At 65.6% G+C, this 21,485-nt stretch carries 19 protein-coding genes; 2 read left to right on the top strand and 17 right to left on the bottom strand.

Going from position 1 to position 21,485, the window contains the following annotated elements:
• Positions 1-187: 187 nt before the first annotated feature.
• Positions 188-1,585: a PLP-dependent aminotransferase family protein gene (locus RBB39_RS02460; protein ID WP_045994282.1), complete on the bottom strand. Its 1,398-nt coding sequence runs from the start codon at positions 1,583-1,585 to the stop codon at positions 188-190.
• A gap of 107 nt (positions 1,586-1,692) precedes the next feature.
• Between RBB39_RS02460 and RBB39_RS02455 the strand changes: the two genes are divergently transcribed.
• Entirely contained in the window at positions 1,693-2,304 is a 612-nt protein-coding gene (locus RBB39_RS02455; RefSeq protein WP_045994283.1) for a LysE family translocator, read from the top strand.
• 206 nt (positions 2,305-2,510) lie between these two features.
• On the opposite strand, the gene RBB39_RS02450 is transcribed toward RBB39_RS02455, so the two are convergent.
• The 14 genes from RBB39_RS02450 to RBB39_RS02385 all read right to left on the bottom strand — a co-directional run bounded on the left by RBB39_RS02450 (position 2,511) and on the right by RBB39_RS02385 (position 16,582).
• The gene (locus RBB39_RS02450; RefSeq protein WP_045995003.1) at positions 2,511-2,927 is read right to left on the bottom strand and encodes a RidA family protein; all 417 of its coding nucleotides are present in this window, start codon (positions 2,925-2,927) and stop codon (positions 2,511-2,513) included.
• A 138-nt stretch (positions 2,928-3,065) separates the two neighbouring features.
• A complete protein-coding gene (locus tag RBB39_RS02445; protein ID WP_045995002.1) occupies positions 3,066-3,407 on the bottom strand; it encodes an MliC family protein in 342 nt (113 codons plus the stop codon).
• 104 nt (positions 3,408-3,511) lie between these two features.
• Entirely contained in the window at positions 3,512-5,464 is a 1,953-nt protein-coding gene (locus RBB39_RS02440; protein WP_071211160.1) for a sodium:proton antiporter, read from the bottom strand.
• A gap of 333 nt (positions 5,465-5,797) precedes the next feature.
• Positions 5,798-5,968 (bottom strand): hypothetical protein, encoded by a 171-nt coding sequence (locus RBB39_RS02435; RefSeq protein WP_157033145.1) that lies wholly within the window; start codon positions 5,966-5,968, stop codon positions 5,798-5,800.
• Between the two features lie 17 nt (positions 5,969-5,985).
• The gene (locus RBB39_RS02430; RefSeq protein WP_045995001.1) at positions 5,986-6,195 is read right to left on the bottom strand and encodes a hypothetical protein; all 210 of its coding nucleotides are present in this window, start codon (positions 6,193-6,195) and stop codon (positions 5,986-5,988) included.
• 208 nt (positions 6,196-6,403) lie between these two features.
• Entirely contained in the window at positions 6,404-7,318 is a 915-nt protein-coding gene (locus tag RBB39_RS02425) for a hydroxymethylglutaryl-CoA lyase (protein ID WP_045995000.1), read from the bottom strand.
• Complete coding sequence (locus RBB39_RS02420) at positions 7,318-9,468, bottom strand: acetyl/propionyl/methylcrotonyl-CoA carboxylase subunit alpha (RefSeq protein ID WP_045994999.1); 2,151 nt, start codon at positions 9,466-9,468, stop codon at positions 7,318-7,320. Before RBB39_RS02420 ends, RBB39_RS02425 begins: the two co-directional genes overlap by 1 nt.
• Positions 9,465-10,322 carry an enoyl-CoA hydratase-related protein gene (locus RBB39_RS02415; protein WP_045995004.1) on the bottom strand — a complete coding sequence of 286 codons (858 nt, stop codon included), beginning with the start codon at positions 10,320-10,322 and terminating at the stop codon, positions 9,465-9,467. Before RBB39_RS02415 ends, RBB39_RS02420 begins: the two co-directional genes overlap by 4 nt.
• A 29-nt stretch (positions 10,323-10,351) precedes the next feature.
• Positions 10,352-11,959 (bottom strand): carboxyl transferase domain-containing protein, encoded by a 1,608-nt coding sequence (locus RBB39_RS02410; RefSeq protein WP_045994998.1) that lies wholly within the window; start codon positions 11,957-11,959, stop codon positions 10,352-10,354.
• A 12-nt stretch (positions 11,960-11,971) separates the two neighbouring features.
• On the bottom strand, positions 11,972-13,141 hold the full coding sequence (locus RBB39_RS02405; RefSeq protein ID WP_045994997.1) for an isovaleryl-CoA dehydrogenase: 1,170 nt from the start codon (positions 13,139-13,141) through the stop codon (positions 11,972-11,974).
• 445 nt (positions 13,142-13,586) lie between these two features.
• Positions 13,587-14,090 (bottom strand): cupin domain-containing protein, encoded by a 504-nt coding sequence (locus tag RBB39_RS02400; protein WP_045994996.1) that lies wholly within the window; start codon positions 14,088-14,090, stop codon positions 13,587-13,589.
• Between the two features lie 172 nt (positions 14,091-14,262).
• Positions 14,263-15,111 carry a substrate-binding domain-containing protein gene (locus RBB39_RS02395; protein ID WP_306168741.1) on the bottom strand — a complete coding sequence of 283 codons (849 nt, stop codon included), beginning with the start codon at positions 15,109-15,111 and terminating at the stop codon, positions 14,263-14,265.
• Between the two features lie 50 nt (positions 15,112-15,161).
• Positions 15,162-15,887: an ATP-binding cassette domain-containing protein gene (locus tag RBB39_RS02390; protein ID WP_045994994.1), complete on the bottom strand. Its 726-nt coding sequence runs from the start codon at positions 15,885-15,887 to the stop codon at positions 15,162-15,164.
• Complete coding sequence (locus RBB39_RS02385; protein ID WP_045994993.1) at positions 15,884-16,582, bottom strand: ABC transporter permease; 699 nt, start codon at positions 16,580-16,582, stop codon at positions 15,884-15,886. Before RBB39_RS02385 ends, RBB39_RS02390 begins: the two co-directional genes overlap by 4 nt.
• A 158-nt stretch (positions 16,583-16,740) precedes the next feature.
• Between RBB39_RS02385 and RBB39_RS02380 the strand changes: the two genes are divergently transcribed.
• Complete coding sequence (locus tag RBB39_RS02380; RefSeq protein ID WP_045994992.1) at positions 16,741-17,631, top strand: helix-turn-helix transcriptional regulator; 891 nt, start codon at positions 16,741-16,743, stop codon at positions 17,629-17,631.
• Positions 17,632-17,913: 282 nt separating this feature from the next.
• Here the strand turns inward: RBB39_RS02380 and RBB39_RS02375 are convergent, their stop codons facing one another.
• Together RBB39_RS02375 and RBB39_RS02370 are read right to left on the bottom strand one after the other, a co-directional pair.
• Positions 17,914-19,230, bottom strand: coding sequence for an HlyD family type I secretion periplasmic adaptor subunit (locus RBB39_RS02375; RefSeq protein ID WP_108132754.1), 1,317 nt, complete (start codon positions 19,228-19,230; stop codon positions 17,914-17,916).
• A complete protein-coding gene (locus RBB39_RS02370) occupies positions 19,227-20,999 on the bottom strand; it encodes a type I secretion system permease/ATPase (RefSeq protein WP_108447747.1) in 1,773 nt (590 codons plus the stop codon). The genes RBB39_RS02375 and RBB39_RS02370 overlap by 4 nt, the downstream gene beginning before the upstream one ends.
• Positions 21,000-21,485: the final 486 nt, after the last annotated feature.

Genomic DNA, 21,485 nt, shown 5'->3' with positions numbered 1-21,485 from the left:
AACGGCAGGCAAGAATCGCCAGGGGGGAGTGACGGGGTGTGTCACAGACTGTGCCCGATCTTCTATACAGATTTCGCCACTGACATGATCGGGGTGGGCGACCGGGTCGGCTAGCGCAGGGATGGGTCGATGGACGTCTGGACCTGGTGCACAACGTCAGCGGATTCAGGCAGGTGTCGAACCGTCGCTACAGTGTTGCCCAGGGGCTGGTGTCCCCCTGCTCCAGCACACGTCGCACGGTGGCGAGGGCCTGTTGCAGGGACTCGCGGCTGTCGGGGGCGCCCACGCACAGGCGAATGGCCTGGGGCGCCGGCTCGCTGCCGGTACAGAAGGGTTCAGGCGTTGCCACCAGCACGCCTTCGCTCTTCAGCAGGGCCTGTACCTCGCTGGCCCGGCGGCCTTCGGGCAGCGGTAGCCAGAAGTTGGCGCCATGGGTGAGATGGCGGGGCGTCAGGGCCTCGAAGCTTGCCCGTGCCAGATGCTGCCGAGCGGCCAGCTCTGCGGTCTGCCAGGCCAGCAGTTCGGGGTAGCGGGGCGAGGCGATCCAGCGCCGCGCCACCTCGGTCATCAGCGGCGGACACATCCAAGACTGCGCCCGCAGCAGGCTGCCGATGCGCTCGCGCAGGGTGGCCGGCATCTGCAGGGTGCCGACCCTGAGGCCACCGGAAAGCACCTTGGAGGTGCTGAACACCTGCAGCGTGCGTTCCGGCGCCAGTTCCAGCAGAGACACACCGCGATCCTCCCGCGGCAGGTACTGGACGGCGTCCTCGATCAGCCAGAAGTCATGGCGGCGCGCCAGGGCGACGAGCTGTTCCCTGCGCTGCGGCGAAAGCACCGCGCTGGTGGGGTTGTTCTGGTCCGGGGTCAGGTAGACCAGGCGGGGCACCTGGCGCTGGCACAGGCGTGCCAGTGCATCGATGTCCATGCCGTCGTCGTCCAGGGGTACCGCCATCGGCTTGAGGTGAGCGTGGCGGGTGGCGGCGTTGAACCCTGGATAGGTGAGGGCGTCGGCGGCCACGCTGTCGCCGGGGCGGGTCAGGGCTCTCAGGCACAGGTCGATGCCGTGCTGGCCGCCCTGGGTGATCGCCAGCACCTCGTGCAGGGGAAAGCCGAGATCCTCAAGCCAACGTGACAGCGCCTCTCTGTGCTGCCGGGTGCCGATGTCGGGCTGGTAGGCGGCGACCATGGCAAGGCAGGCCGGGTCTTCGGTCACCTCCGCCAGGGCCTGCTGCAGACACTGATGACGCCAGGGGTGCGGCGGAGCAAAGCTCAGGCTCATGTCGACCACGCCATCGGAGTCGGCTGCGACGTGTACATCGAAGGGGCTGTTTCCGGCGGCGGCGTCATTGACGTAGGTGCCACTGCCGACCCGGGACGATACCCAGCCCCGTTGCTGGGCTTCGCTGTAGGCGCGGGTGATGGTGCCCACGGTGACGCCCAGCGCGTCGGCCAGGGTCCGTTGCGGGGGCAGTCGATCGCCGGCGGCGAGCTGGCCCTGGTCGATGGCCTCGCCGATGGCCGAGGCGATCTGACGATAGCGGGCCGAGCGGGAGTCGAATTCGAGGGAGGGAGCCCAGATTGTCATGGTGACAATAAACTCTTTGACGGCAATTGTTGCCTGAGTATGCTTTAAAAATCGGGGTCAATTCACCTTGTTTCACACCATAATGCAAAAATTGTAGGGGTACAATCATGGAAGAGACCGCTAGTCAGCTCGCCTTTCTGCTTCCGGCAGCGCTGTTCATGGTGTCCATGACCATCACGCCGGGTCCCAACAACGTGATGCTGACCGCCTCTGGCGCCAACTACGGCTTCCTGCGTACCCTGCCACACCTGTTCGGCATCCTGGGCGGCTGTTTTGTGCTGTTCGCCTCGATCGCGCTCGGGCTCGGGGTGGTGTTCGAGCGCTATCCGGTGGTGCAGGGCGGACTCAAGCTGGTCGGCAGCCTGTACCTGTTGTACCTGGCGTGGAAGATCGCGACGGCCCCGCCGCCGGACCTGCGGGTAGGCGATGCCCGCCCGCTGTCCTTCGTGCAGGCGGCGGCGTTCCAGTTTGCCAACCCCAAGGCGTGGGTCATGGGTATCGCGTTGATGGCGGGGTTCCTGCCGGACGGCGGCAACCCCTGGGTCAACGCCCTGTTGCTGGCGGGCGTGGCGGAACTGGTGGGGCTGCCCTGCATCGCTCTGTGGGCAGGGTTTGGCACCGCCATCGGCCGCCTGTTGAAGAGCGACCGATCCTGGCGGGTGTTCAATGGGGTGATGGGGGCGCTCACCGCGGCCTGCGTGGTGATGATCCTGGCCTGAACCATTCAGCCTGGCGCGATCGGAGCTTAGGGCTTGTCTGAAAAGTGCCTGCGCTCGGTAATACGGCGTTAAAAATCGGCTGGTGCGCCAGCCCGGTCAAAATGCTCATTTACACCCCGTAAACTGCGCTTTCTCACCGATTTTTGCCTTGTCTAACCTTCGCTCGTCGACTTTTCGGACAGCGCCTAAGGCTTGGTCGACAAGACTCAGCCCTCGCTGGGCTCATCAGGCGATGCCCCCTCGGGCCGCCGGGCGGTCAGGGTGATCTCCACTGCGGCGCCGCCATGCAGCTGTGGCGACACGGTGCAGGTACGCGCCGGATAGCGCGCAGCCTCGAACCACTCGGAATAGACATCATCCACCGCCTGTTGCAACGACAGGTCGGTGAGGTGTACCTGAACACGCACGGTGTCGGCCAGGGTGCAATCCGCCTGCTCGAGCAGGTGAGACAGTCGCCTGAGGATCCAGCGAGTTTCTTCGGCGGCGTCACCGAGAATGGCGTCACTGCCCTGGATATCGGCGGCGGTCAGCCCCGACAGATGGACGTAGTGTTCGTCCATGACCAGATGGGAGCCCGGAAACTCGGGGCTGGGTAGGGTGGGGTCGTTGAAGTAGCGTGCCATCTTGCCTCCTGCTGCGGCTTGGTCGTTGTGCCGCTGGAGAAATGTCTGGCGAATGCCGCCGACTTTCCTTGCGGAAAGCCGGCGGCGGAAATGCGTTTGTCGGTTGACTGCGGAGAGCGTCCGGGAATAGCGCGGGCGTCAGCTCCTGACTTCGCACTGCACCGGCATGCGCCGGCCGATGGTCCAGGTGGCCTCGTTGCCCTTGCCACGGAAGACGTGCTGGCCGTTTTCCGAGGCGTAGTGCATGCCCGAGGCGGCGGGCTGGCGTTCGAGCGGGAAGCTGTCGCCGTGCATCTGTACCTCGGCGCTGTCCTGACTGTCGAAGACGATGGTGAACTGGCTGCCATCCTGGCAGATGTAGTCGGCGGAGGGCGAGGCTGCGGCGTCGGCACTGTCATCATGGCCACTGCCGCCGGCACAGCCGGCCAGGGCGGTGAACAGTGCAGTGAAGGCGGCAACAGGGATCCAGCTGGCGTTCATGAAACATCTCCTTGTCATATGAAGGGAGCCGTGGAAAAGGCTCGCCTGGCGTTAGGCCTTCCCAGGCTACACAAGTTCCGCACCCGCCACGATACCTCGCCGGATCAGCCCTGTTCAGGCGGTTCGCGTCCGGGAGTCGTGTTGTCGCGGGAGTCGCCGTCGTCATCGTCATGGGCTCCGTCGTCAACGCTGACACTCGTCGCGCCTGATTCTGCCCCAGCCCCAGCCCCAGCCGCTGGTTGTTGCTCCTGGCGTCTGGCGTGGCGCTCTGCCTTGTCCTGATGGGTGTCGTCGGGCACCAGGGCGAGCAGGGTCTCGCCGTCACCGGCATCGAAGCTTTCATCCTTGTGCATGACGCGTACTTCGCCATCCTCGCTGTAGGTCGAGATCACCCGGGCGTCGGGGTTGTCGCGTCGATAGTCCTCGAACGAATAGCTCTCGCTGAGGCGCGTCAGACGGACGCACCAGCCCTCGCGGATGTAGTTGGTGGCCTGTTCGAAGTCGAGTTCCTTGGCGAAGAAGCGCCCGCCCAGGGTCTGCTCGAGATGATCGCCACCGGCACCGCCCCCCGGGGCGAAGCGGTACACCTGATGGTGGCCGAATTCGGGGGCATAGTGCATGCACAGCAGGGCGTTGTAGTCGTCGTTGTCGGTCAGCGCCACCATGCTGTCGAAGCGGCTGAACTCCAGCGTCAGTTCGGCCTCCTCGGTGAGTACCTCGCCGTAGTAGGTGGGAATGTCGCGGCCTCTGACCTGGCGCAGATGGTTGTAGTTGCGATCGGCGATCAGCACCGGGCGCCCGGTGGACTGGATGGCCTCGGCAAGGGCGACCGTGAAGGGGTTGGCGCCGATGATCAACAGCCCCTTGGTATCGGTGGACTGAAGATTGAAGCGACGGGCCAGGGGTTGCAGCGAGAAGCCGTGAAGCAGCACCGTGACGGCGACGATGGCAAAGGCCAATGGCGACAGCAGGGCGGCGTCCTCGATGCCGATGTCGACCAGGCGCGCGCCGAACAGACCGGCGATGGCCACCGCGACCACTCCGCGTGGACCGATCCAGCCGACCATCAGCTTCTCGCCGAAGGGCAGGTCGACCTTGATCAACGATATGAAGACTGCCAGCGGGCGGACCAGCAGCAGTACCACCGCGACGAACAGGATCTCGCGGGTCGTCAGGGTGGCCAGGGTGCCCAGGTCCACCTGAGCGGCCAGCAGGATGAATACCCCGGAGACCAGCAGTACGGTGATGTTCTCCTTGAAGCGGCGGATCTCGTCCAGCGACGACAGCGACGAATTGCCGATCACCACGCCCATCACGGTGACCGCCAGCAGGCCGCTTTCATGCAGCAGCGCATTGGGCAGGGCGTAGGTGGCCATGACGAAGAAGATGATCACCGGCACCTTGAGAAACTCGGGGATATGGCCGCCCTTGATCGCGCGGATCAGGCCCCAGGCGGTGGCCAGTCCCACCGCGCTCGCCACCGCGATGCCCAGCGCCATATGGCCGAGGGTCATCGACAGCGAGTGAGAGGAGTTGAGAACGATGGCGAGTTCGAAGGCCAGCACCGCCGCCAGGGCGCCCACCGGGTCATTGAGGATCGCCTCCCAGCGCAGGATTTCCCCCGGACGCCGCTTGAGGCTGGCCTGGCGCAGCAGGGGAATGATGACGGTGGGGCCGGTGACGATCAGGATGCCGCCAAGAACCGAGGCCGATGCCCAGGTCAGTCCACCGATGTAGTGACCCGACAGGGTCGCCAGCAGCCAGACCAGCGGGCCGCCGAAGAACACCAGGCGCTTCACCGCAAGCTCCGCGCCCTTCAGCCGTGTCAGGTTCAGCGTCAGGCCACCCTCGAACAGGATCATCGCCACGGCGACCGCGATCAGCGGTTCGAGCAACTCGCCGAATACCGAGCGTGGGTCGAGCACACCGGTTACCGGGCCGATGAGTACGCCGCTCAGCAGCAGCAGAACGATGGCCGGCACCTTCCAGCGCCAGGCCAGCCACTGGGCGCCGATACCGAGCGCCGCGATCAGGCAGAAGACGAGAACGGGGGTCATGAGGGGCTTCCCTGTGGTCCAATCGGTGCAGTCAGTGCTTTGCTTGCCAGGCTGGCGAGGTAACGTCGGCGAGCGCAGGCACTTTTCCTACAAGGCATAACGCTAGGCGGCGCCCGCTGCATTCACAACCAACCCTGTAAACGCTTGCGACCCGATCGGCACAGTTGCCCGGAGACTCAGGGGGCCGCGCCACGCAGGCATTGAAGGAGCCTTCGCACTACCGAGGGCGGGGAAGTGTTCGCCCTGCTTGTTCTGTTCGTGACGAATGAAGCAATCGGAAGCGATGCCATGGTGGCGGGAGGAGGAGGCGTTGCAGATAAAGTCCGGTTGCCATCAGCTGGCGAACAGCAAGGCGACCACCGCGACAATAAGAATGCCGAACTGCGCGGCACGAATGTAGAGCGACCAGCCATGGTAGAGGCTGATACGGATGCGTTCGGCAGGGCTTTCGGTGAGGTAGATATAGCCACACACCAGCACGGGAAAGATGAGCAGCCCGATCATGGTGGGCGGCTACGCTGCTACTGGCTGTCGTGGGAAGCCAGGGGGAAGCTCTGGTCGATGCGTTGGCGCTCGCGCTCGGCGGCGTCCTTGCTGGCGTACCTGCGCACCACCACGGTACCCGAGGCAGTGATATCCACGTCATCCCAGCCTGCCGTCTCTGCCGCCTCGGTAGATTGCTGCAGCTGCTGCTGAATCTGCTCGAGAATGCGTTGGCCCTGTGCGCTCATGTCCTGTTCCTCTCATGGACTGACACTGAGAATAGCACGATGCGATGTATGTCGCGGGATGGAAAGGAAGCGGAAGGGAGAGCAAAGAGAGAAGGAAGAGGGAAGGGAGAGGGAAGGGAGAGGAAAGAGAGAGGGAAGGGAGAGGGAAGGGAGGGAAGAATCGCTCAGGCCCTGTTTCTTGCTTCCCTCCTTCCCCCCTCGGCATTGGTCAGCCCTTGGCAACCACCGCCACACCGGCCTTGGAGCGATTGGGACGCCCGATGGCGCGGGTGATCCAGTCGCCCACGGCGGCGATGCGCTCGAGGTCCACCGTGGTTTCGATGCCCAGGCCTTCAAGCAGGTAGACCACGTCCTCGGTGGCGACATTGCCGCTGGCGCCCTTGGCGTAGGGGCAGCCGCCGAGGCCCGCCACCGAGCTGTCGATCACCTGGACGCCGTCTTCGAGCACCGCGGCCAGATTGGCCAGCGCCTGGCCATAGGTGTCGTGGAAGTGGGCGGCCAGACGCTCGACCGGAACGTCACGGGCCACCGCCTCGAGCATGCGCCGGGCCTTGAGCGGGGTACCGGTGCCGATGGTGTCGCCCAGTGACACCTCGTAGCAGCCCATCTCGTCCAGCGCCCGGGCGACCGCCGCCACCTGCTCGGGGGCGATGTCGCCTTCGTAGGGGCAGCCGAGCACGCAGGACACATAGCCGCGCACCTGGATTCCCTGATCGCGGGCGCGTTCCACCACCGGGGCGAAGCGCTCGAGCGACTCGGCGATGGAGCAGTTGATGTTCTTTTGCGAGAACGACTCCGAGGCCGCGCCGAACACCGCCACCTCATCGACGCCGCACTCGATGGCCGCCTCCAGTCCCTTGAGGTTGGGGGTCAGCGCCGAATAGCGCACCCCTGGCTGGCCTTTGCCCTCTCGCATCAGGGCGGTCATCACCTCGCGGTGGTCGGCCATCTGTGGCACCCATTTGGGCGACACGAAGCTGGCCGCCTCGATATGGCGGTGGCCGGCCTTGGCCAGGCGTTCGACCAGTTCGAGCTTGGTCGCCGTGGTGATCGGGTCCGGCTCGTTCTGCAGGCCGTCGCGAGGCCCGACTTCGACGATGCGAACGCTGGCGGGAAGGGGCATCAGCGGGACTCCTTTTGCTCGGTTTCGGGCTGTGTCTCTGACTGCGCCTCTGTTGACGACGCGCCGGCGTCGAACTCCAGCAGCACGTCGCCCTGGCCGACGGTGTCGCCGGCGGCGAAGTGGAAGCTGGCCACGGCGCCGTCGGCCGGGGCGGTGAGGGTGTGCTCCATCTTCATCGCTTCCATCACCATCAGGGCGTCACCCTTGGCAACGGCAGCACCGGGCTCCACCAGCAGCGCCACCACGGTACCGTGCATGGGCGCGGTCAGGGTCGACTCGACCTCGTGCTGGCCGTGGTCGATGGCGTCGATACGCCGCCAGTAGAGGCGGACCTCGCCCTCGGGGCTCGACAGCACGATCTCGTTGCGCTCCTTGCCTTCGCCCACCAGGCGCGCCTGCAGGCGGCGGCGGTGGCCGTCCAGGGTGATCGCCACGGCGTCGCCGGGCAGATCGGTGAGGCTCGCCGATACCTGCTGGACCTCGTCGCGATTGGCCCCGCTGATACTGAGCTGCCAGGCGTCGTCACTGGCCCCATGACGTCCCTCGACCAGCGCCAGGCTCGCAGGCTCGGCGTCCAGCGCCTCGCGCGGGTCGCACAGGGCGATACGAATCTGGCGCGGGCCGTTCAGGCGAAAGCCGTCGTGGCGGTCCCAGGGCGAGTCGCTCTCGCACTCCCGAGACAGTTGATGCAGCGCCACCAGGGCGGCGCTGGCCAGGCTGTCCTGGTCGAGGCCGCGGGAGGCGAACAGGCTGTCCTCGTGGCGTTCGATAAAGCGGGTATCGAGGTTGGCCGCCTGGAAGTCCGGGTGGGTGGCCAGGCGCTGCAGGAAGCCGCGGTTGGTGACCACACCACGCACGTCCAGCGCCGCCAGGGCGCGGTTCAGGGCCGCCAGCGCCGAGGCGCGGTCGGGGCCGTGGGTGATCAGCTTGGCCAGCATTGGGTCGTAGTGCATCGACACCATGTCACCGCTTTCGACCCCGCTGTCCAGGCGCACCCTGGCCGGGTCCAGCGAGGCGCCCTCGAGGTCCAGCGAAAAGTGGCTGAGCAGGCCGGTGGCGGGCAGGAAGTCCTGGTCGGCGTCCTCGGCGTAAAGCCGCGCCTCGAAGCTGTGGCCGTCGATGGTCAGCTCATCCTGGCTCAGCGGCAGGCGCTCGCCCATGGCCACGCGCAGCTGCCACTCGACCAGGTCCTGCCCGGTGATCATCTCGGTGACAGGGTGTTCCACCTGTAGGCGGGTGTTCATCTCCATGAAATAGAAGGAGCCGTCCTGCCCCGGTGAGGCGTCGAGCAGAAACTCCACCGTGCCGGCGCCGACGTAACCGATCTCCTGGGCCGCGCGCACCGCCGCCTCGCCCATGGCCTGGCGCAGTTGCAGGGTCATGCCCGGTGCAGGGGCTTCCTCTAGCACCTTCTGGTGACGACGCTGCACGCTGCAGTCGCGCTCGAACAGGTAGACGCCGCCGCCGTGGCTGTCGCAGAACACCTGGACCTCGACGTGGCGAGGCTGGGTCAGGTACTTCTCGATCAACATGCGGTCGTCGTTGAAGGCCGCGCGGGACTCCCGTCGGCAGCCGTCCAGGGCCGCCTGGAATTCGTCGGCGTTCTCGACCACGCGCATGCCCTTGCCGCCGCCACCGGCGCTGGCCTTGAGCAGCACCGGATAGCCGATGGCGTCGGCCTCGCGCTTGAGCAGGTCGTCGTCCTGATCATCGCCGTGGTAGCCCGGCACCAGTGGCACCCCGGCGTCCATCATGCGGGCCTTGGCGGCGGACTTGTCGCCCATGGCCTTGATGCTGGAGGCGGGCGGGCCGACGAAGACGATACCGGCGTCTTCGCAGGCGCTGACGAAGGCCTCGTTTTCCGACAGGAAACCGTAGCCGGGATGGATGGCGCCGGCGCCGCTGCGGCGGGCCGCCGCGATGACCTTGTCGACATCGAGATAGCTTTCCCGGGCCGGCGCCGGACCGATGCGGATCGCCTCGTCGGCTTCGCGCACGTGGCGCGCGCCTTCATCGGCGTCGGAGTACACCGCCACCGTCTTCAGGCCCATGGCCCGGGCGGTGGCCATGACACGACAGGCGATCTCGCCACGATTGGCCACCAGCAGAGTGTCGAAGCGCGGCTGGCGGTCTGACGGATTCGAGCTCATGAGGCGCTCCCTTTTTTGCTGGTGGATGAGGGGGGGCTGGCGGATGAAGGGGGGCTGGTGGAAGAGGCGGTGTCGGCCCAGGCCGGACGGCGCTTCTCGAGGAAACTCGCCAGTCCCTCCTGGCCTTCGGCGCTGGTGCGCAGTTCACTGATGACCTGACAGGTGCGCTCGCGGGTGGCGTCACTGTCGGTGTCTCTGGCGACTTCCGCCAGCAGGCCCTTGGTGGCCCGGCTGGCCTGGGGCGAGGTGGCCAGCAGGGTGTGGAGCATCGCGTCGATGGCGGCGTCGAGTTCGTCGGCGGCGACCACCCGGTGGACCAGGTCCAGTCGCTGGGCGGTGGCGGCATCCATCACTTCGGCGCTGAGCGCGTAGCGGCGAATCTGACGGCTGCCGATGGCGCGCTGCACGTAGGGGCTGATGACCGCCGGCGACAGCCCGATGCGCACCTCGGACAGGCAGAACTTGGCCCTGTCGGAGGCGATCACGATGTCGCAGCAGGCGGCCAGGCCTACCGCGCCACCGAAGGCCGCACCCTGGGCCCGGCACACCGTCACGCAGGGCAGGCTGTCGAGGCCGTGCATCAGGCGAGACAGCTCACGCGAGTCGGCCAGGTTGTCGTCGACGCTGTAGTCGACCATGCGCTTCATCCAGTTGAGGTCGGCGCCGGCGGAGAAGCTTTTGCCCTCTGAACCCAGCACCAGCACTCGTACCTCGCCGCTGTCGGCGGCCTGGCGTACCTGATCCAGGTGGGCGTTGAGCTCGCCGATCAGGGCGTCGTCGAAGGCGTTGTGCACCTCGGGGCGGGTCAGGGTCAACCAGGCAACCCCCCGGGCGTCGATCCGTAGTTGGGACATGTCTGACATGGGATCCATCCTTGAGGGCATTACATGCGGAAGACGCCGAAGCGCGTCTGTTCGATCTCGGCATTCATCGCGGCGGCCAGCGACAGGCCCAGTACATCGCGGGTCTGGGCCGGGTCGATCACGCCGTCGTCCCACAGTCGGGCGCTGGCGTAGTAGGGATGGCCCTGGTGTTCGTACTGTTCGCGGGTCGGCTTCTTGAAGGCCTCTTCGTCCTCGGCGGACCAGGACTCGCCGGCGCGTTCGATCTGCTCGCGCTTGACCTGGGACAGCACGCCGGCGGCCTGCTCGCCGCCCATCACCGAGATGCGGGCGTTGGGCCACATGAACAAAAGGTTGGGCTCGAAGGCGCGGCCGCACATGCCGTAGTTGCCGGCACCGAAGCTGCCGCCGATCAGCACCGTGAACTTGGGCACCTTGGCGCAGGACACCGCGGTCACCAGCTTGGCGCCATGCTTGGCGATGCCCTCGTGCTCGTACTTCGAGCCGACCATGAAGCCGGTGATGTTCTGCAGGAACACCAGCGGAATCTTGCGCTGGGCACACAGCTCGATGAAGTGGGCGCCCTTGACCGCGCTCTCCGAGAACAGCACCCCGTTGTTGGCGACGATACCCACCGGATGACCGTGGATATGGGCGAAGCCGGTGACCAGGGTATCGCCGTAGTAGCGCTTGAACTCGTCGAAGTCGGAGCCGTCGACGATCCGCGCGATGACCTCGCGCACCTCGAAGGGCTTCTTGAGGTCGGTACCGACGATACCGTAGAGCTCCTCGGGGTCGAGGCTGGGCGGGCGCGGAGCGGCCATCGCCAGCTCGCCGCGCTTCTGCCAGTTCAGGCGGGCCACGCAGCGCCTGGCGATCTGCAGGGCGTGGGCGTCGTTGTCGGCGTAGTGGTCGGCGACCCCGCTGATCCGGGTATGGACGTCGGCGCCGCCCAGGTCCTCGGCGCTGATGGTCTCGCCGGTCGCGGCCTTGACCAGCGGCGGGCCGCCGAGAAAGATCGTGCCCTGCTCGCGCACGATGATCGATTCATCGGCCATGGCCGGCACATAGGCGCCACCGGCGGTGCAGGAGCCCATCACCACGGCGATCTGGGGAATCCCCTCCGCCGACAGGGTGGCCTGGTTGTAGAAGATCCGGCCGAAGTGGTCGCGGTCGGGGAATACCTCGTCCTGGCGCGGCAGAAAGGCACCGCCGGAGTCGACCAGGTAGACGCAGGGCAGGCGATGCTTGCGCGCGACTTCCTGGGCGCGCAGGTGCTTCTTCACCGTCAGCGGAAAATAGGTGCCGCCCTTGACGGTAGCGTCGTTGGCGACGATCACGCACTCGACGCCCGAAACGCGGCCGATGCCGGTGACGATGCCGGCCGCCGGCACTTCGGTGTCATACACCTCATGGGCGGCCAGCGCCGACAATTCGAGGAAGGGCGAGCCCTCGTCGAGCAGGTGGTCGATGCGGTCGCGCACGAACAGCTTGCCGCGGGATTCGTGCCGGCTACGGGCCTTGTCGCCACCGCCACGGCGGATGGCAGCGGTCAGTTCGGCCAGTTTGCCGACCTCGGCGCGCATGGCCGCGTCCCGGGCCTGGAAGTCCTCGGAGCGCGGGTTGATCTTGGTGTCCAGAATCGCCATGACCGGCTCCCCTTACTTGGATTCGTTGAACAGCTCACGCCCGATCAGCATGCGCCGGATCTCGCTGGTGCCGGCACCGATCTCGTAGAGCTTGGCGTCACGCAGCAGGCGCCCGGTCGGGTACTCGTTGATGTAGCCGTTGCCGCCGAGCAGCTGGATGGCGTCCAGCGCCACCTGGGTGGCCTTCTCGGCGCAGTAGAGGATCACCCCGGCGGCGTCCTTGCGCGAGGTCTGGCCGCGGTCGCAGGCGGCGGCGACGGTATAAAGGTAGGCGCGGCAGGCGTTCAGGGTGGTGTACATGTCGGCAACCTTGCCCTGGACCAGCTGGAACTCGCCGATGGACTGGTTGAACTGCTTGCGCTCGTGGATGTAGGGCACCACCACGTCCATCGCCGCCTGCATAATGCCGATGGGGCCAGCAGCCAGCACGGTGCGCTCGTAGTCCAGCCCGCTCATCAGCACGCGCACGCCCTTGCCGACCTCGCCCAGCACGTTCTCGGCGGGGACTTCGCAGTCCTCGAACACCAGTTCGCAGGTGTTGGAGCCGCGCATGCCGAGCTTGTCGAGCTTCTGGGCGGTGGAGAAGCCGGCAAAGCCCTTCTCGATAATAAAGGCCGTCATGCCCTTGGAGCCGGCGTCAGGATCGGTCTTGGCGTAGACCACCAGCACGTCGGCGTCGGGGCCGTTGGTGATCCACATCTTGTTGCCGTTGAGGATATAGCGGTCGCCGTCCTTGCGGGCGCGCAGCTTCATCGACACCACGTCGGAACCGGCGCCCGGCTCCGACATGGCCAGCGCCCCGACGTGCTCGCCGGAGATCAGCTTGGGCAGGTACTTGGCCTTCTGTTCGGCGGAGGCGTTGATCTTGAGCTGATTGACGCACAGGTTGGAGTGGGCGCCGTAGGACAGGCCCACCGAGGCGCTGGCCCGGGAGATTTCTTCCATGGCGATGCAGTGGGCCAGATAACCCATGCCGGTGCCGCCGTCCTCGTCGGACACGGTGATGCCGAGCAGGCCCATGTCGCCGAACTTCTGCCACAGGTCGGCGGGGAATTCGTTTTTCTCGTCGATCTCGCCGGCGCGGGGGGCGATCTCGTCGCGGGCGAAGGCATTGACCTGGTCGCGCAGCATGACCAGGGTTTCGTCGAGGCCGAAATCGAGAGGCGTGTAGGGGCTGAACATGATGGGCTCCGGGGCATCCTTGATGGTCGATACGGCGCCAGGAGGGGGCCGGACCATCTTTATTGATGGTGTTGGTGACGAGGTGAAACGGCACCGCAGGCGGTGAGCGTTCACGGGATGACAAGAAGACTAGGCAAGGTTTACGTTAACGTAAAGTGCAGCTTGTGATGCTTGCGACCAAAGTTGGTAGATAGGTGCGGGTAGTCGAGCGGCAGGCGCCCGGCAGTGGGTAGCCACCAGAAGCGCCAGACGACGCCTTCGGGTCAGGGCGATGGGGTGAACAGGGCGGCCGTGCGGTTCAGGTCGAGATCAGGATAATGGCAGTGGTTCAATGCCAGGCCAGATTCAGGGACGAGATCGGCAACGTCTGAGAAAGCGCGCCTGGCACGAGGCATGGAGCGATACGGCGAGGGTGAGCCGTCTGCCTCCAGGCACGCCGGTCCCATCAACCTTCGTCCTGCCAGTAGTCCACCGCGTCCTGGCGCATGCCGTAGTGTTCGAAGCTGCGCTCGGCCTTGTCGCCGCCCGGAGCGCTGCCGGCCAGTACACCAAACTTGCCTGAGTCGGGATACTCCATCACGTCCGGTGCGTTCATGCTGCTGATACACAGGTAGGTCAGGGGTTCGTCGGAGTCGTTGATGATCTGGTGGGCGCAGTCGGCGTCGCCGGCGGGGGCCGCGATCAGCTCCCCCTCGACGATGGGGTAGCGTTTCTCACCCAGACGCACGCTGCCCTTGCCCTTGAGCACGATGAACATCTCGTCATTGTTGTGATGGAAGTGGAAAGGCCAGGCGTGGCAGCCAGGTGCCAGGGTGACTCGGCGACAGCCGAGGTCGCGCATGCCCAGCACCGGCGTCAGGTTGATGATCTTGGCATCGACCTTGTCGCCGTGCTGGTGGTCCTGGCGGGGGATCGGGCAGTGGCACAGAGAGAGGATGCGAGCTCGCATTGAGGGTCCTTGTCGGTCATGGGGACGAACGAAGCACGCCGATCGCGTGCCTTCGCCCGTCTCGCGTCAATCCTCGTATCAGCCTAGACCGAGATATATGACCCTGCTACGACCCTGGTCAGTTGACGTTGCTGCCTCGGGCGCGGCCGCCGGCTTCAGCGCAAGCCAGCGATTACTCGCTGTCGGCGTTGGGAAAGAACAGCTGCTGTCCCTTGACCTCGAAGTCGCCGATGGCCTGCTGGCCCGCCTCGGACAACAGCCAGTCGTGCCACTGGTCGGCCAGGTCGTGCTTGAGCTCCGGATGGCGCTCGGGCGACAGCTTGAGGCTGCCGTACTGGTTGAACAGCACCTCGTCCCCTTCGAACAGCAGCTCGAGATCCTGACGGTTGTCGAAGGCCACCCAGGTGGCACGATCCGACATCACGTAGGCACCTATGCCCGCCGCGGTGTTGAGGGTGGCCCCCATGCCGCTGCCCAGTTCACGGTACCAGTCGCCGCCGGGTTCGACCCCCGCCGACTCCCACAGCCGCAGCTCCGCCCGGTTGGTGCCGCTGTCGTCGCCACGGGAGGCGAAGGGCGACGCGTTGTCGGCGATCTGGTTGAGCGCCTCGGCTGCGCTGTCGGCGTCACGGATGCCTGCGGGATCCTCGGCCGGGCCGATCAGCACGAAGTCGTTGTACATGACGTCGGCGCGCTCGGTGGCGTAGCCGTCCGCCACGAAGGCTTCCTCGCCGGCGGTGTCGTGCACCAGCAGGCTGTCGGCGTCCCCGCGCCTGGCGATCTCGAAGGCCTGTCCGGTGCCCACGGCGACCACACGGACGTCGATGCCGGAGTCCTCGGTAAAGCTCGGGATGATGGCATCGAACAGCCCCGAGTTCTGGGTCGAGGTGGTGGAGGCCAGGGTGATAAAAGGGGGCTCATCCTCGGCCTGGGCACTGGTTGCGCACACCGCCAGACCGGCGACCAGCAGGGCGCCGGAGAGCAGAGCACTGGCAGGAGTGGAGGCTTGATATCTTGTCATGGGGGCCTTCCTTGCGTGGGTTGATCGGACTTCTGGATGGGGCAGGCCGCTCAATCGAGCAGCTCGCCGTGGACAAAGGCGTGGCCCTCGGCGGTGACCGGGGCGTCGAAGAAGGTCGCTGCAGGGCTCTGTTCGACCAGCCTGCCGTGGTGCAGCAAGATCACCTCGTCGGCCAGTCGGCGGGCCTGATGAAGGTCATGGCTGGTCATCACGATGCGTACCCCCTGGCGGTGAAAGTCGCCGATGGCGGCCTCCACGGCGCGAATGGCGGCGGGATCCAGGGCCGAGGTGGGCTCATCGAGAAACAGCACCTCGGGCGACAGCAGCCAGGCCCGGGCCAGCGCCAGGCGCTGCTGTTCGCCGCCGGACAGTACCCTGGCCGGTCGCCGGGCGAGCGCCTCCAGACCAAACCGCGCCAGCGCCTCCCTGGCCCGTTCGCGACGCTGACGCCGCGGCACCCGCTGCACCGCCAGGGCATACTCGAGGTTGGCCAGGGCCGAGCGTCTGAGCAGCACCGGGCGCTGGAACACCATGGCCTGGCGCGGCGCCGCGCCTTCCCACACCAGGCGCCCCGACGTCGGCTGCAGCAGACCATGGGCCAGGCGCATCAGCAGGCTCTTGCCGGCGCCGTTGGGCCCCATGATCAGGGTGCGGCGATGGCCCTCCAGGTTCAGCGACAGCGGCCCCAGCAGCGTCTGCCCACGGGATGCATAACTGACGCGATCGAAGTTCAGGCGTGGCGTCGTGGCCGGCACCGAAAGGGTCAGATGGGTCATCCGAGCTGCCTCCGCGTCGCTTCGCCCAGCAGATGCGCCAGTGCATTGATGACCCCCACCAGTGTCAGCAACACGATACCCAGGCCCAGCGCCAGGGGCAGGTTGCCCTTGCTGGTCTCCAGCACGATGGCCGTCGTCATCACCCGGGTGACGCCGTCGATGTTGCCGCCGACGATCATCACCGCCCCGACCTCGGCGCTGGCGCGGCCAAAGCCGGCCAGCACCACAGTGATCAGCGACAGCCTGGCGTCCCACAGCAAGGTCGGAATACGGCGCCGCCGAGAAACCCCGATGGAGGCGAGCTGTTCGGCGTACTCGCCGTGGAGCTCCTCGACCTTCTGACGGGTCAGGGCCGCCAGGATCGGCAGCACCAGGATGACCTGGGCCACGACCATGGCGGTGGGGGTAAACAGCAGCCCTAGTGAACCCAGCGGCCCTGCCCGGGACAGCAATAGATAGACGGCGAGCCCCGCCACCACCGGCGGCAGGCCCATCAGGGCATTGAGGGTGACGATAAGAGGGGCACGGCCTGGAAAGCGAAACAGCGCCAGCGCCGCCCCCAATGGAAAGGCCACCAGGGCAGCGATGGCGACGGCGGTCAGCGAGATCTTCAGCGATAGCCCGACGATGTAGAGCAGGTCGGCGTCCAGACCGATGACGAGTTCAAGGGCAGTAAGGAAGGCAGAGTCGGTCATCGTGTCTCGGTCGATTTGGGGGCGTCGGGTGCTTGCCGTTTTCCGGTCTACCGGCATGATGTGATGATCTACTGCGACGCGCACCCCATGGCCGTAATATATGCAGCCATAGACCACTTCCTGCAAAGTGACCCTCTACACCTTTTGGAGGTAACCCGATGGTCGAACCCGTCCTGCCTCGCTACCTCACCACTGCAGAGGTGGCCGACTATCTGCGGTTGAAGCCACGCAAGGTCTACGATCTGGTCCGCCAGGGGCAGATTCCCTGCACCCGTGCCACCGGCAAACTGCTGTTTCCACGTCATGCCATCGACCTGTGGCTGATGAACCACCTGGAGGGGGATCAGTCTTCCGCGACCGAGCCGCTGGAGGTGATGGCCGGCAGTCAGGACCCGCTGCTGGACTGGGCGATGCGCGAGAGCGGCTGTGGCCTGGCGAGCCTTTGCCTGGGCAGCGGCGACGGCATCCAGCGGCTGCTGGCGGGCAAGGCCATGGTGGTGGGTGCTCATCTGCTGGACGGGGCGGGGCGCTACAATGTGCCCTCGGAGCTTGGCCTCGGTGGCATGCGTGACCTGGTGGTGGTGCACTGGGCCAGACGTACCCAGGGGCTGATGCTGGCGCAGGGCAACCCGCTTGGCCTCAAAGGCCTGGGTGACCTGGCAAGGCCGGGGCTGCGTATCGGTCGGCGCCCCGAGGGCGCCGGCGCCCACCGCTTGCTGGGTTGGCTGCTGGAGCGGCAGGGCATCGAGATGGAGCGGCTGGATATGGTGGAGCATCCGGCGACAAGCGAGGACGACCTGGCGCTTGCCGTTGCCCAGGGCAGGGCGGACATGGGGCTTGGTGTGGAGGCCGCAGCAAGGCGCCAGGGGCTTCATTTCCTGCCCCTGCACCAGGAGTCTTTCGACCTGCTGTTGCGGCGACGCAGCTATTTCAGCGATGCCCTGCAGCGGCTGTTCGCCTTCGCCCGGGGTGAGCGTTTACGGGACCAGGCGGAAAGCCTTGGCGGCTACGAGGTGTCGCGGATCGGGACGATTCGCTTCAACGCCTGATGCGAGGTCGGTGATCCTCGGTGTTCCACCTTTCACGCGCGCAAGGGTGTCGCGGAGGGCCGGTGATCCTTGGTGTTCCGCCTTTCACGCGCGTAAGGGTGTCGCGGAGGGCCGGTGATCCTTGGTGTTCCGCCTTTCACGTGCGTAAGGGTGTCGCGGAGGGCCGGTGATCCTCTGTGTTCCGCCTTTCACGCGCGCAAGGGTGTCGCGGAGGGCCGGTGATCCTTGGTGTTCCGCCTTTCACGCGCGCAAGGGTGTCGCGTGAAAAGGCGGTCACCCTTCTTACTCTTCCCGCATCGCCCGTGCCAGCATGTCCACGATCGGTTTCGCCACATAGCTGGCGAAGCTTCTTTCGCTGGTGCGGATCATCACCTCTGCCGGCATGCCGGCCATCAGCCGCATATTCTCGGTCATGTCCTTCTCGCCGAGTTCGGTTACCTGGATGCGTACCTTGTAGTAGCGCTGGCGCGTCGCCTCGTCCTCGAAACTGTTGGCGCTGACGTGGACGACCTCACCGTCGATGACGTTGGACAGCCGCTGGTTGAAGGCGCTGAAGCGGATTTCCGCCGGTTGGCCAAGGTACAGATGGTCGACGTCGTGGTTGGCCACCTTGGCCTCGACGATAAAGCCGTCGCCCATGGGCACCAGGTCCATCAGCGGGTCGCCGCCGCGCACCACCGCGCCCAGGGTATGCACCTTGAGCCCGACCACGGTGCCCGCTACCGGGGCGGTGATCTGGGTGCGCTTCAAGGTATCGTTCAGCGCCACCAGGCGTTCTTCAGCGTCCGCCACCTCGGCCTGCACCTGGCGCAGCGCCTCGCCGACCTGCTGCTGGAACTCCTGCAGGCGAATCTGCTTGTTCAGGGTGTTCTCGCTGATCTGGGCCCTGAGCCTGGCCACCTCGGAGACGTGACGAGCGTTGTCGCTCTGGTACTCCAGGCTCTCGCGCTCCATCTCGCGCATGCGCTGGCTGCTGATCAAGCCATCACGAAACAGCTTGCGGTGGTTGGCGACATCGCCGTTGAGGGAGTCGATTCGTCGCTGGGTGATGACCTGGGTCTCCTCGAGGCCGGTGATCTGCTCCTCGAGCTGGAGGATCTGCTGGTCGAGCGCCGCCAGGGTGCCCTCCAGCGAGTCGCGGCGTACCTCGAACAGCCGTCGTTGAACCTCCAGCACCGCCTGTACCCGGGCGTTGTCCGAATCGATCAGGGCCTGGGGGAAGACCAGCGTTTCGGCGCCGGACTGTTCGGCCAGCAGGCGTACTTCGCTGGCGCGGGCGATCAGGTACTCGGTCTCGACGATACGACTCTGGGCCATCGCCTGGGTGTCATCCAGGGTGATCAGCGGTGCGCCGGCCTCGACCTGGCTGCCATCCTCGACGTGGATCTGCTCGACGATGCCACCCTCGAGATGCTGCACCGTCTTGGTGAAGCTCTCTACCGACACCGAGCCTGGAGCCACCACCGAGACCGCCAGGCTGGCCATCACCGACCAGCTGCCGAAGCCGCCGAAGGCGACCAGCAGGATGATCAGGCCCATGCGCCGATAGCGAGTGTCCTGCAGCGGCAGGTCGTCCTGGGAAGGGGAGGGGCTGTTCATGATGAGGTCTCCTCACCGCCGCTGCGGCGGTTGACGGGGGAGCGCCCCCGGGCGCTGGGGTGCAGGGTGGTGACGCCGGGCGAGCGCCGTCCAGCGGTGGCCACGGCGGCCGCCGGCGTGTTGCGGCGGGGCGGCGTCAGCGAGGCGATCTGGCCGTCCTTGAGCACCAGGATACGATCGACGTTGCTCAGCAGGCGCTGGCGGTGGGTAATCACCAGCGCGGTGGTGCCCTGCTGGCGCAGCTGGAGCAGGCACTCGGCCAGGGCGGCCTCACCGGCATCGTCTAGATTGGCGTCGGGTTCATCCAGCACGATCAGCGCGGGGTCGCCGTAGAGCGCTCGGGCCAGGCCGATACGCTGGCGCTGACCGGCGGACAGCGCGGTGCCGCCGTGATCCAGATAGGTGTCATAGCCTTCGGGCAGCTTCAGCACCAGTTCATGCACGCCGGCACGGCGGGCGGCACGTACGACCTGCTCGGGGTCGACCTCCTGGAAGCGGGCAATGTTCTCGGCCACGCTGCCGTCGAACAGCTCGATGTCCTGGGGCAGATAGCCGAGGTAGGGGCCCAGCGCGGTGCGATCCCACTTGTTGATGTCGGCGCCATCCAGGCGCACGCAGCCAAGCTGAGCCGGCCATAGCCCGAGCACCACCCGGGCAAGGCTCGACTTGCCCGAGGCGCTGGGGCCGACCACGGCCAGGTGTTCGCCCTTGGCAAGCTTGAGGTCGATGTTGGTCAGGGTCGGCAGGCGCACGCCGGGAGGCGCGGCGCTGACACCTTCCAGGCTGAGCTGACCCCGGGGCCGGGGCAGCGGCATGGTCGGCGGATCGGCGGGCACCTCGTCGAGCAACGCCTCGAGTCGTCCCTTGGCCGTGCGTGCCCCGGAAAAGCCCTTCCAGCCGTTGATCATCTGGTCGATGGGGGCGAGGGCGCGGCCCATCAGGATCGAACCGGCGATCATCATGCCAGGGGTCAGCTCGCCCCTGAGCACCAGAAAGGCACCGATGCCCAGGATCAGCGACTGGAACATCAGCCGCAGCACCTTGGAGGTATTGGTCAGCAGGCCCGAACGATCGCTGGCCTGGGATTGCAGCACCAGGTATTCACGATGGCGCGCCGCCCAGCGGCCCTGGATCCCGGGCAGCATGCCCATGGCGTGCAGCACCTCGGCGTTGCGCAGGTTGCTGTTGGCCAGGTCCTGAGACTGCACGTGGCGACCGTTGGCCTCGGTCAGCAGTTGCTTGGTCATACGCTCGTTGATGACCGCGATGGTGGCCAGGATCACGCCGGCGCCCAGGGCAAACAGCCCAAACCACGGATGAAAGAGTGCCAGCACCCCGATGTAGACCGGTACCCAGGGCGCATCGAAGAAGGCAAACAGGCCGTTGCCGGAGAGGAACTGACGCAGGCTGGTCAGGTCGTTGAGCGGTTGGGCGGAGGGCTTGCCGGGACTCGACAGGGTGCGCTTGAACATGGCGCTGTAGAGCCGGGGACTGATCAGCGCATCGAGGCGATTGCCGACCCGGACCAGGATGCGTGAGCGCATCAGCTCGAGCCCACCCATCACCAGAAACAGGAACACCACCACCAGCGTCAGCATCCACAGGGTTTCCTGGCTGCGGGTGGTCAGCACCCGGTCATACACCTGCAGCATATAGAGTGGCGGCACCAGCATCAGCAGGTTGATGAACAGGCTGAACAGGGCCACATAGCCAAAGCTGCGCCGGCAGAAGGCCAGCACCTTGCGCAGATCGTTGTGTTCCGCAGACATCTTCCCTCTCCCCCTGGACGTTACGTCATTTTTCTTGTTTGGCGAACATTGCGCCGTTTTTCTTGAAAAGCTGCTGAGCTATTTGCCTGTAGATGGTGAATGTCGTGGGTCAATGCGGACGACGAATGACTAAAGATGTTATGCGGTTTTTTCTACCTTGCAACTACTTTGCAGGGGCTTTTGCCTAGTTATTCTTTGGATTTTATTCTCCAGTTATCTGCGGGCTGTATCTCTGATTTTTTAATAGTGGAAATCTGAATATATATCCGATGTTGGCATAATAAAAGTCTCATGTTGGAGTGTTGTTACGCTGGACTTCAAGGTGCCTTGTTTTTGGTTTTGGAGTGGTGGGTATACTGCATTTAGAGAGGTTAATAATCTAATAAAACAAGTAAAAACAATGATATAGATCACCGTTGATGAGAGTTTCTTTACCGTTTATTCCGCATGGTTAGCGCTGTCAAAAAAATCTTGATGTACCTCCGT

The organism is Halomonas sp. MMSF_3323 (assembly GCF_030733595.1).
GTDB lineage: Bacteria > Pseudomonadota > Gammaproteobacteria > Pseudomonadales > Halomonadaceae > Halomonas > Halomonas litopenaei.
Note: the sequence above shows the minus strand (reverse complement) of the source record. Positions and strands in the feature narration are given on the sequence as shown.